10 protein-coding genes and 1 pseudogene are annotated in these 11,561 nt (G+C 44.4%); 8 read left to right on the plus strand and 3 right to left on the minus strand.

The window, feature by feature from the left end; translation table 11 throughout:
* Positions 1-93: 93 nt before the first annotated feature.
* Together NSQ39_RS21590 and NSQ39_RS21595 are read right to left on the minus strand one after the other, a co-directional pair.
* On the minus strand, positions 94-1,254 hold the full coding sequence (locus NSQ39_RS21590) for a M20 family metallopeptidase (RefSeq protein WP_373688032.1): 1,161 nt from the start codon (positions 1,252-1,254) through the stop codon (positions 94-96).
* Positions 1,255-1,395: 141 nt separating this feature from the next.
* Positions 1,396-1,527: pseudogene (locus tag NSQ39_RS21595) on the minus strand (MFS transporter); the annotation flags it as partial.
* A gap of 334 nt (positions 1,528-1,861) precedes the next feature.
* Here NSQ39_RS21595 and NSQ39_RS21600 point away from each other — a divergent pair.
* From NSQ39_RS21600 to NSQ39_RS21610, 3 genes are all read left to right on the plus strand, one after another.
* On the plus strand, positions 1,862-1,990 hold the full coding sequence (locus tag NSQ39_RS21600; RefSeq protein ID WP_272901893.1) for a hypothetical protein: 129 nt from the start codon (positions 1,862-1,864) through the stop codon (positions 1,988-1,990).
* Between the two features lie 268 nt (positions 1,991-2,258).
* Complete coding sequence (locus NSQ39_RS21605) at positions 2,259-2,906, plus strand: hypothetical protein (RefSeq protein ID WP_216899311.1); 648 nt, start codon at positions 2,259-2,261, stop codon at positions 2,904-2,906.
* Positions 2,893-3,858, plus strand: a complete 966-nt coding sequence (locus tag NSQ39_RS21610; protein ID WP_175077155.1) for a DUF6270 domain-containing protein — start codon at positions 2,893-2,895, stop codon at positions 3,856-3,858. The genes NSQ39_RS21605 and NSQ39_RS21610 overlap by 14 nt, the downstream gene beginning before the upstream one ends.
* Before the next feature lie 491 nt (positions 3,859-4,349).
* On the opposite strand, the gene NSQ39_RS21615 is transcribed toward NSQ39_RS21610, so the two are convergent.
* On the minus strand, positions 4,350-4,853 hold the full coding sequence (locus tag NSQ39_RS21615) for an antibiotic biosynthesis monooxygenase family protein (RefSeq protein WP_341017349.1): 504 nt from the start codon (positions 4,851-4,853) through the stop codon (positions 4,350-4,352).
* A 135-nt stretch (positions 4,854-4,988) separates the two neighbouring features.
* Between NSQ39_RS21615 and NSQ39_RS21620 the strand changes: the two genes are divergently transcribed.
* From NSQ39_RS21620 to NSQ39_RS21640, 5 genes are all read left to right on the plus strand, one after another.
* Entirely contained in the window at positions 4,989-7,127 is a 2,139-nt protein-coding gene (locus NSQ39_RS21620; RefSeq protein ID WP_341017352.1) for a transglycosylase domain-containing protein, read from the plus strand.
* 125 nt (positions 7,128-7,252) lie between these two features.
* Positions 7,253-8,314 carry a uroporphyrinogen decarboxylase gene (gene hemE, locus NSQ39_RS21625; RefSeq protein WP_341017356.1) on the plus strand — a complete coding sequence of 354 codons (1,062 nt, stop codon included), beginning with the start codon at positions 7,253-7,255 and terminating at the stop codon, positions 8,312-8,314.
* Between the two features lie 73 nt (positions 8,315-8,387).
* Positions 8,388-9,323, plus strand: a complete 936-nt coding sequence (gene hemH / locus NSQ39_RS21630; protein ID WP_341017358.1) for a ferrochelatase — start codon at positions 8,388-8,390, stop codon at positions 9,321-9,323.
* 15 nt (positions 9,324-9,338) lie between these two features.
* On the plus strand, positions 9,339-10,748 hold the full coding sequence (hemY, locus tag NSQ39_RS21635) for a protoporphyrinogen oxidase (RefSeq protein WP_341017361.1): 1,410 nt from the start codon (positions 9,339-9,341) through the stop codon (positions 10,746-10,748).
* A 190-nt stretch (positions 10,749-10,938) separates the two neighbouring features.
* Positions 10,939-11,511, plus strand: a complete 573-nt coding sequence (locus tag NSQ39_RS21640; RefSeq protein WP_341017363.1) for a TetR/AcrR family transcriptional regulator — start codon at positions 10,939-10,941, stop codon at positions 11,509-11,511.
* The last annotated feature ends 50 nt before the right edge of the window (positions 11,512-11,561 follow it).

An 11,561-nucleotide genomic window follows, 5' to 3' on the forward strand; every position in this document is an offset into this window, starting at 1 on the left:
CCAGGCTTTGGTTTACATTTCGATGTACACGTTTAGGAAAGAACGGCTGCTGCATCTAAACCGGGGGATTAACCCCGGTTTTTGTTTTTTAGTTCAAACCTCGGCCGCTGCCGGGGAAGCTTTTCCTTGTTCCTGATAAGAAACCGCGGCGTTTGCCATTACCTTGGCGGCGATAAGCATTGCTTTTTCATCGATGTCGAATTTCGGATGGTGGTGGGGAAAGGCATGGTTCGGATTTTCGGGACGCGCTCCCGTAAAGAAAAAGGTGCCTTTTACATGCTGGAGATAATAGGCGAAATCTTCTCCGCCCATCTGCGGTTCGCTTTCTGTCACCTTTTCGACGCCTTGCGTATTCCGGGCGATGTCTGCTAAAAAGCCAGTTTCCTCGGAATGATTGCAGACTGCCGGATAGCCCCTTTCATACGAGTAGTCAAAGCCTGCTCCGTGCATGGCGCAAATCCCGCTGACGACCTGTTCGATTTCTTTTTCAATAAGCGTCCGCACGTCTTCGCTGAAGGAACGGGCTGTGCCGATTAACACGGCTTTATCCGCAATGACATTAAAGGAATTCTCTGCGACAAATGATCCGGTCGAGACAACGGCAGGCTGAATCGGATCAAGCCTGCGGCTGACGATGTGCTGAAGGGCCGAGACGATCTGCGAACCGATCAATACCGCATCCTTTGTTTTATGAGGCTGAGCGCCGTGGCCGCCTTTGCCGTTGATCGTAATCGTAAAGCGGTCAGAAGCCGCCATAATGGGACCTGCTTTGTATTGCACCGTACCGAGGGGCTCTGTTGCCCACAAGTGCGTGCCGAAAATAACGTCGACGCCGTCGAGGCAGCCGTCTTCAATCATCGGCTTTGCTCCGCCTGGTGAATACTCTTCGGCGTGCTGATGAATCATGACAAGCTTTCCTTTTAAATCGTTTTTGTTTTCATGGAAAACTTTTGCAAGGACGAGCAGTGCTGCGGTATGACCGTCATGGCCGCAGGCGTGCATGACGCCAGGAACCGTCGACCGGTAAGGAACGTCTTTTTCATCCTGGATGGGCAGGGCGTCAAAATCTGCTCTTAAAGCGATGATAGGGCCGGGCAGTCTGCCTTCGATATAGGCGAGGATGCCGCCTCCGCCGACATTCGTGCGAATCGGAGCGCCGAGGGCTTCATAATAAGCCGCGATATACGCGGCTGTCTCCTTTTCCTGGAAAGAAAGCTCAGGGTGCTGGTGAAAGTGGCGTCTCAGTGCGACCATCTCATCGTAATGCTTGTCAAGCTGTTCACAGATCGTCTGCTTTAATGCGTCTGCGTTCAAACTGATTCCTCCTCTAAGGGATATCCCATTTTTTAAATTTTATGACAGTTCAAGCCGTTGTTTCAACTTGTCTGTAAGGTTTTATAAGAGAAATAAAGCCATAACCGTTGTTGCGGTCAGCCCTGCTGCGACGGGAATGATATTAAGTCTGGCCAGTTCAAACGGGTCGACCTTGCAGATGGCCGCCACAGGGATGAGCACCACATGAATTAAACATCTAAAACGATACAAAGGATTATATTTGACTCGACACTATTATGACTTCTCTAGGATTTTCATATTCTATATATACCAAAGTATATATTTAAAATTTGATTTTAAAAAAACTACCCCGGCTTGTGAAAAAATAGTAGTATTGTCAGAGAGGATAGGAGATTGAACTAAATATTATAGCTCTTTTGTATGCATTCCAAGCGGATTTTTCAGTGAATAAAATGAATTTCAAAAAATCAAAGAGCTTAATATGAATGATATAAAATCCATTGTCATTTCTAAGCCTCTATACAAGTACTTAGTCATTAAAAATAGAGAGGGTGGTCAACAAAACATGAAAGCAGAAGTAACATCATTTTCTTTTAATGCAGCTAACGGTGACATGGGATTGGAGATCTATAGTGATTTCAGTGCGGAAAACTTACAGTTATTATGGCAAAAAGGCAGGATAGCAGCAGTTTAAGCTTATATGAGGGAAAGTTTTTTAAGTTAGTTAAGGATGACAAGATAATCAACATTCGCTTAAATATTAATGACATTATCGATGCAGAAAATCTTTACCAAAAAGATGAAATAATGTGGGATTGTTTCTTAACAGATGGAGTTGAAAAACTTAGTGTTTCTTTTCCAAACTCACTATTAAGACAATATCACTATTATTTCTTTATTATTTCTTTGATTTGAATAATTTATTCAAAATTGTACCATACGTTACGAAAGGTTCTAAAACATTGGCTCTGTATGTAAGACCTGTAAGTGTTGAATGCTCCTTAGAATCTATGTCTATTAAAGAAGAAAAGATAAGCGGAGAGATAGCAATAAAATCAAACGACATAGATATCCGAAAATTTGATTTAACTTTATGCTACAGAAAAAGAGAGTGCAAGGATATATTTCATTATATTGAGACCATAGATGCCAATATAAAAATAAATTCTTTTTTATTTGAACATGATCTCAATGAAGTATTCCTTGATAAATTAGAGGAAGCGTTATGGGATTTTTTTGTGAAAGTGGAAAATGAACACAGCAGTATTTTTATTCCGGTAACCATAAAAAGTTTACCGCTTGATTCAACAACTGTTCCTTTTAATAAAGATGGTTTTTATCAAATTAAACCGCTAATAAATGAAAAAGAAACTTTAACATTACATCTAAAACAAAAAGAGTTAAAAGCTGCCGCCACTTCTGTAATTGAAATAAAAAATCATTTGAATATTAAAGGGACAGTTCCTTTCGATGATTTTTCCAATTATAGTATTGTAAGTAAACAACGCAGAGAAGTTGGAACAGCCTTTGAACACTATACAGTATTTGAAAAGAGAATAGGAATGAGCGGGAATCTTTTTGATGTGACTGTTTCCTTTGAAATTTGCTAAAGAAAAGGACATTTTGGATTTGTTTATTAGATGTGAAAATACAGCAGGTGAAAAAATAGATTTACCTTTATTCGCAAAGAATAAAGACAAAATTGTATCCAGTAAAGCAGCTTTGTTTACAAACGGTTTTGGCAACTATTCAATTTGGGTTAATGTTAATAGACAATTCAATGAAAATGTTACGAATATCGCGGTTCTTGGTACTTGTTATAGCAGAAATGCGTTTAATACAATGGACTATTTCAATCCGGGATATAAAAAGTTATATAAATGTGCTTATACTCAATTTCACTCAAATATTATTAGCCTTGTTTCTGATCCTGTTGAGTTTAACAAGGATGATTTTATACAAAGTGAGTTGAAAGAATCTGATATTAATTATTTGAAATCAGACTTTGAGAAGAGCTTTTTCGAAAATTTAAAAGACACCAAACCGGATTACTTAATTATTGATCTTTATGTAGACGCGTGTAGAGAAGTGATTGAGATTAATGATAGCTCTTATATTACTTTAAACTATCTGCTTCCACGGACTGCTTTTTATAAAAAATTAAAAGGGAAAAAAGTGATTTCTAGTTCTGATGCTAATGAGTACTTCGACCTTTGGGAAAAGAGCTTAGAAAAGTTCATCGAAAAATTGTTGTCAATTATCCCTGAAGATAAAATCATCCTGAACCGGGGGCGTTTAACTACAAAGTATAAAGACGCTAATAACAAAATTGTTGAGTTTCCCCACAAGGAAATTAAAAGAAACAATTATATTTGGGATAAGCTTGAGAACTGCTTCTTATACCATTTGCCAAATGTGAGAATCATTGATATGAGAAAGACAAAATATATTGGTTATCATAAACATCCATTTGGGAATAGTTATGCACATTATGAGCCGGATTATTATAAAGAATTTCTTTTCAGGTTAAATGAAATTGTATTAGAGGATATGAACAAATAAAATATGGTGATTAAATTAAGGAGAAGCAAATTCAGCTTGTAGAGAAAAATATGTTTTTTTCTGCAAGTTTTTTATTTTTGGAAATTCCATCAGAGAAAAACATCTGCAATCCACATTTTTATTAAACGGATGCTATCTGCCATATAGAAATAAACCAGCCTGTTCAAGCGAGGGTTGACCAATGTTTTGATTTAACTTTTTCAATGTGAAAAATATCAATATACAGAACAATTTAACGAAGCGGATACTCCTTTTAGACAAGATAATCAGCAGTTTCGATTTTTTTACGCCTTCTCTTTATTATAGAAAATAAAGGCTGTCGACAAACTCTCGCACTCGTTGTCAGGCCTGCTCGCCGATTTTCATGTTAAGCAAGGAATGGCGGCTAATTGCTCAGGTGTCATGCTGAACGCCGCCGTCGCCACATCCTGTGAAAGTCGGCTGCGATGCTCGGCTTCCCTAAAACTAGACCGCTTTTGACGATAAGGCAGTCATTCGACGGAATAATAGGAAGAAATATAGGACGGACGGGAAAAGATCGTGCCTTTTTGGTTGATTCCTGCGGAAGATTGCGGTTTGTCGTGGGCCTCTTTGAATGATGTTGAATTTTTCCAGTCCTGAAACGCCTGCTCTGATTCCCAGAGCGTCAAGACGATGTACGTATCGCTGTCCTTCGGCCTGAGCACTCTCAGCGCTTTAAAGCCTGGCTGGCTTTCGATTTTTCCGGCTCTGTTTTTAAACCGGGTTTCAAACAGCGGCCGGCCTTCTTGCGTGACAGGGATATTGTTAAGAACGGCAAAACCGGTCTGTTCCAATGTTCCGGACTGATCGATGACCTCGTAGCTGTGCGGCGCCTGAAAGACGCTTTTCCCGTCAGTTTCGTGGAAAAGAACCGCAGAATCCGGTCCTTTCATAAAGAGCATGTTTTCAAGATCATGCTGCCGGGCAATCTTTTTTAAAAAATCGAGCGTTCCGTATGTAATGTAAAAATTCACTTTTTCTCACCCCTTTTTTGATAGTATAACAAAAGGACAATTTAAAATTCTATTCGATCATATGCTCGAACGTTGAAAAACATAATTTGAAGAAAAAATTCCCATACTAGCTATAGAAAGGAATGAGGTGAATAGATGAGAAAGAGATTTTTCATTCCAATCATCATTATTGCAGCAATTGTCCTTTTTGCTTTACTTGCATATATTACGATTATATTTCTCGGCGACTATGTCATCGACGAAAAAAAGTTGATTTTCAACGCTTCTTCAAAGATCGTTGACCAAAACGGGGAGGAAATTGCAAGCCTGTATACGGAAAACCGGAGGCCCGTCTCGATTGATGAAGTGCCGGACGATGTCAAACATGCGTTTATTGCCGTTGAAGACAAGCGCTTCTATGAACATCACGGCATCGATTTAAAATCGGTGAGCCGGGCTGTGTACAGAGATATTTTAGCGGGGAGCAAAGTCGAAGGGGGAAGCACGATTACCCAGCAGCTCGCGAAAAACATCTTTTTGACGAATGACAAAACATTTTTAAGAAAAACGAAAGAAGTCATTATCGCCATTAATTTGGAGCGGGACTACAGCAAGGACAAGCTGCTGGAAATGTACCTGAACCAGCTTTACTTCGGACACGGCGTCTATGGCATTCAGGCAGCGGCCAATTATTTTTTTGATAAAGACGTAAAGGATTTAACGGTCAGCGAGGGAGCGGTTCTCGCTTCGCTCCCGAAGGCGCCGACAACGTATTCTCCGATTCTTCATCCGGAAAAATCGAGAGAGCGGCGCAACGTCATCCTCGGCATGATGAACGAACAGGGATATATCAGCTCGAAGGAAACGGTCAGGGCTCAAGGGAGCACATTGGGGCTGCACGTCAAAGAAACGTCAAAACATCCTTGGCTTGCCAGCTATATCGACCTTGTCATAAAAGAAGCGGAAGACCGATATTCGATTTCAGGCGACCAGCTTCTCCGGGGCGGTTACACGATTACCGTTCCGCTTGACCCCTCCGTCCAAAAAGCCGCCTACACCTTGATGAAACAGGACGGCTATTTTCCGGGTACAGACGATAAAGCCGAAGGGAGCGCCGTGTTTATCGACAACAAGACAGGCGGCGTGATCGCGGCGATCGGAGGCAGGAATTATGTGTCAAAAGGGTATAACAGGGCGGTTGCTTCAAGGCAGCCGGGTTCGACGTTTAAGCCGCTTGCCGTCTACGGGCCGGCTCTTGAAGAAAAGCTCTTCAAGCCCTACTCGCTGCTTGAGGATAAGCAGCTTTCATATGACGGCTATTCACCTAAAAATTATGACGGGCATTATGAAGGAAAGGTGTCGATGGTCGATGCTCTGACATACAGCAAAAACGCGCCCGCTGTATGGACATTGCACGAGACCGGCATTGAAACCGTCAAGCCTTATTTAAGCCGTTTGGGGATGAACATCCCGGATGAAGGCCTCGCACTCGGGCTCGGCGGGCTGCAGCAAGGGGTGTCGCCGCTTGAAGTGGCAGGCGCCTATCGGACGTTCGCCAATATGGGAGAGTATGAGAAGCCTTACTTCATCCAAAAGATTCGTGATGAAAGCGGGAACGTTTTATACCGCCATAATAAGAAGCCTGAAAAGGTGTTCAGCAGGCAAACGGCCTGGTATATGACGAGAATGCTTCAAGAGGTTGTCAGGAGCGGAACGGGCAAAGCGGGCGAATTTTCCGGAGAAATAGCCGGGAAGACAGGCTCGACGACGTATACCGGAAAAGAGGGAGCAACAAATGACGCATGGTTTGCAGGCTATACCCCTAAAGTTACCGGGGCCGTCTGGATGGGCTATGATAAAACCGATGAAAAGCACTATTTAACAGGCGGAAGCTCGTATCCGACAAGGCTTTATAAGGATATTTTAAAGCGTTCCAATCAAAAGCCGGCTACCTTTAATAAGCCTGAAGGAGTCAAGGATCTGGACAGGCCGATCCATCTCGAAGATTTGGAGAGCGCAGAGGCCGGTTATTCCTTCACGCCGATGGGTTTGATTACGGTATCATTAAAATGGCATGAGCAAGAGGATAAACGGGCCGAATACAGAATATATGAAAAGAAAAACGGAAAAGAAAGGCTGGTTGACACCGTCAAGGGGAAAGGAAGCTATGACATTCCGTATGCAAATCTCTTTTCTGACGCGTCCTACAGGATTGTTCCGTATAATCCGCAGACGAAAGAGGAGGGGAACGGAACAGACTTTATTGAGCCAAAAGTCTTCCCTTCAGGTCATTAGCTGCCCGAAATTCATCAATTTCTTGAACATTAAGTCTCATGAGTATACCGTTGGTAAAAAAAACGGTATATTTGAAGGAGTAATTTTGCGAACGTATGGTTGCAGTCTGAAAGGTGGAAATCATTGTGAAAAACGACAAGGCTTTTAATGATGCTTTTTTAAAAGCATGCCGCGGAGAAAAAAGCGCCCATGTACCTGTATGGTACATGAGGCAGGCCGGCAGGTCGCAGCCGGAGTACAGGGCGCTCAAAGAGAAATACGGATTGTTTGAAATTACCCATCAGCCTGAACTGTGCGCTTATGTGACAAGGCTGCCCGTCGAACAGTACGGGGTGGACGCGGCCATTCTTTATAAGGATATTATGACACCGCTTCCGGGAATTGGCGTAAATGTCGAAATCAAAAACGGAATCGGTCCTGTCATCGACAATCCGATCGCCTCGGCAAAAGACATCGAAGCGCTCGGCGAGCTTGAGCCGGAAGAGCATATTCCATATGTGCTTGAGACGATTAAGCTGCTGACGGAGGAGCAGCTTAACGTGCCGCTGATCGGCTTTACAGGAGCTCCGTTTACATTGGCAAGCTATATGATAGAAGGCGGACCGTCGAAAAACTACAATAAAACGAAAGCGTTTATGTACAGTCAGCCTGACGCATGGAGCAAGCTGATGGAGAAGCTTGCCCGGATGGCGGCCGTATACGTAAAAGCCCAAATCAAAGCCGGTGCACAAGCGATCCAGGTGTTTGATTCATGGGTCGGAGCGCTCAGCGCCGATGATTACCGCCGCTATATCAAGCCGGCGATGGATGGACTGTTTACAGAGCTCAAAAAAGAAGGCGTGCCGCTGATCATGTTCGGGGTGGGCGCGAGCCATCTCGTCCGCGACTGGCACGATCTTTCCCTCGATGTCGTCGGACTCGACTGGCGGATGAGCATAAAGGAGGCCCGGGAAAAAGGCCTGACCAAGACCCTTCAGGGAAATCTCGACCCGTCAATATTGCTTGCGCCTTGGGAAGTCATCGAGGAGAGGACGAAAAAAATACTCGATGAGGGAATGCAGACGGACCGGTTTATTTTTAACCTCGGCCACGGCATCTTTCCGGAAGTCAGCCCTGAAACGCTGAAAAAATTGACGGCATTTGTTCATGAGTATTCCGCCTCAAAAAAATCGAGCCTGATTCCATGAGCATTTCAGTTGGTGTTTTCGATATAAACTGTCAAAATACGTATAGATCTAGATCTTTAAAGAGGTGTTCATGTTGGGTAAAAAGAAAATGGGGCTTCTTGTGATGGCGTACGGAACGCCGTACAAGGAAGAGGATATCGAACGGTATTACACGCATATCAGAAGAGGCAGAAAGCCGGAGCCTGACATGCTTCAGGATTTAAAAGACCGCTATAAAGCGATCGGCGGAATATCCCCTCTTGCAAAAATTACCGTGGAGCAGGCGGAGCAGCTCGAAAAGCGCTTAAACGAACTGCAGGATGACGTTACCTTTAAAGCATACATCGGCTTGAAGCATATCGAGCCTTTTATTGAGGATGCCGTCCAACAGATGCACAACGACGGTATAACGGAAGCGGTCAGCCTTGTGCTGGCGCCGCACTTTTCGACGTTCAGCGTTCAGTCGTATAACAAACGGGCGAATACGGAAGCCGAAAAAGCCGGCTTAAAGATCACATCCATTAACAGCTGGTATGATGAACCGAAATTTATTTCGTATTGGGCCGATCAGATTAAAAAGACGTATGCCGGAATGCCGCCGGAAGAGCGCGAAAAAGCCGTGCTGATCGTTTCGGCGCACAGCCTTCCCGAAAAGATCGTCAGCATGGGGGATCCGTATCCTGAGCAGCTTGAGGAATCAGCGAGGCTGATCGCCGAAGAAGCCGGGGTAAAAGAGTATGCCGTCGGCTGGCAAAGCGAAGGGAACACGCCTGATCCTTGGCTGGGACCCGACGTACAGGATCTGACGCGGGACTTATCAGAACAAAAAGGCTACAAAGCCTTTGTTTACGTTCCTGTCGGCTTCGTAGCCGACCATTTGGAAGTGCTGTATGATAATGACTATGAATGCCGAGTCGTAACAGATGATGTCGGAGCAAGCTACTACAGACCGGACATGCCGAATGCGAAACCGCAGTTTATCGATGCTTTGGCGTCCGTCGTATTAAAACGATTGGAGAAAGAACAGTAAAGAAGGCGATTTTATATGAGTGGAGAACGTAAGCAGATTGTCATTATCGGCGGCGGGATCACCGGATTGGCCGCCGCCTTCTACTTGGAGAGGGAAATCAAGAAGAACGGTCTCCCCGCCGAAGTGACGCTTGTTGAAGCGAGCCCGAGACTAGGCGGAAAGATCCAGACCGTTCATAAAGACGGCTATATCGTTGAGAAGGGACCGGACTCGTTTTTGGAACGAAAACAGAGCGCTCCTCAGCTTGTCAAGGATCTGGGGCTGGGGCATCTGCTTGTGAACAATGCGATAGGCCAGTCTTATGTTCTCGTAAATGAAACGCTCTATCCGATTCCCGAAGGGGCTGTCATGGGCGTTCCGACAAAAGTCGGCCCTTTTTTGACGACCGGGCTGTTTTCCTTGCAGGGAAAACTGAGGGCAGGGATGGACTTGGTGCTGCCGGCCAGCAAACCGCAGGACGATCAGTCGCTTGGCGAGTTTTTCAGAAGGCGCGTCGGCAGCGAAGTGGTTGAAAACCTGATTGAGCCGCTCCTGTCAGGCATTTATGCCGGAGATATCGACCGCCTCAGCCTGATGTCGACGTTCCCGCAGTTTTATCAAACCGAGCAGAAGCATAGAAGCCTCATTCTCGGAATGAAGAAATCGGCCGGCAATAAAAGCAAGCAAGCGGCGCCCGTGAAAAAGAAAGGACAGTTTCAGACGCTGAAAACCGGCCTGCAGACGATTGTCGAAGAGCTGGAAAAACAGCTCGAGCTGACGAAAATCTACAAAGGCACCAAGGCCGTCGGCATTGAACGCGGTCAGCATTACAGCTTCAAGCTTGACAACGGCATTGTTCTTCATGCCGATGCTGCCGTCATCGCGGCTCCTCATAAAGCGATTTCGGCGATGTTTCCAGACGAGGATTGGCTTAAAGGCATGCGGGAGATGGTCTCAACGTCTGTCGCCAATGTAGCGCTCGGCTTTCCTGAGGATGCCGTTAAAATGGAGCATGAAGGCACGGGTTTTGTGATCTCAAGAAACAGCGATTTTTCCATTACCGCCTGCACGTGGACGAACAAAAAATGGCCCCATACGACGCCGGAAGGCAAAGTTCTGCTTAGGGCATATGTCGGAAAAGCGGGGGATGAATCCGTCGTCGAGCAGTCTGACAATGAAATGGTCAGAATTGTGCTCGAGGACTTGAAGCGGATCATGAAAATCGAAGGCGAGCCGGAAATGACCTGTATCACGAGATGGAACGAAGCCATGCCGCAGTATCACGTCGGCCACAAAAAACGAATCAAAGAAGTAAGAGAAGGCCTTCAAGCGTCATATCCCGGCATTTTTGTGACGGGCGCTTCTTTCGAAGGCGTCGGAATCCCGGATTGCATCGACCAAGGCAAACAGGCCGTAAAGGACGTGCTTGCCCATTTATTTGAATAAAAAACGCAAAAAGCTGCCAATCAAAACGGCGGCTTTTTTATTTTGGCTTATATTGCGGCTTCACATAATCGGAGTCTGAAAATGGAAAAAATATAATTTAAATCATTGCATTTTACATTTGGATATGTTAAATTACATTCTGTACTTAATGACCGAAATGTTCAAATAGTCATTTTTGGGGTGAGAAAACATGACCATCGATCGGAAAGCACTGATCATTGATGCGGCCACAAAATCGTTTACGCAATTCGGATACAAAGCGACGACAATGGATCTTGTGGCAAAGCTCGCAAATGTCGGAAAAGGGACGATTTATACCTTTTTCAAAAACAAAGAAGAATTATTTGACGAAATCATTTCTTCGCTGTTAATGGAAATGAAACAAACGGCTGACAATGCGATTGATCCAGACCTGCCGTTCCACGAAAATGCACATCGTGCGCTGATCGCCATATTGGAGTACAGAAAAAGGCACCAGCTGACGATCAAAATTTTTCAGGAAGGCGCAGAACTGGGCACACATGCCGTAAGGGAAGTCATTGAAAAGTTCGAGCGCATGATCATCAGTTACATCGAGAAAAAAATTAAAGAAGCGATTAAAAATGGCGATATTAAACCGTGTAACCCTGAACTCAATGCATTTGTCATTTTTAAGCTGTATATTGCGCTTATCTTTGATTGGGAAAAACACCATGAACCATTAAAGAAAGAAGAAATAGCAGAAACGCTTAAGCTGTATATTGTAAAAGGATTGTCCCATTAGATCGTCCTTTCTTTTTTTAAGGGGTGCGGCCAATATAGAGAAAGCGGTCA

Origin of the sequence: Bacillus sp. FSL W8-0848 (assembly GCF_038007805.1) — a bacterium.
Classification (GTDB): Bacteria; Bacillota; Bacilli; order Bacillales; family Bacillaceae; genus Bacillus; species Bacillus glycinifermentans.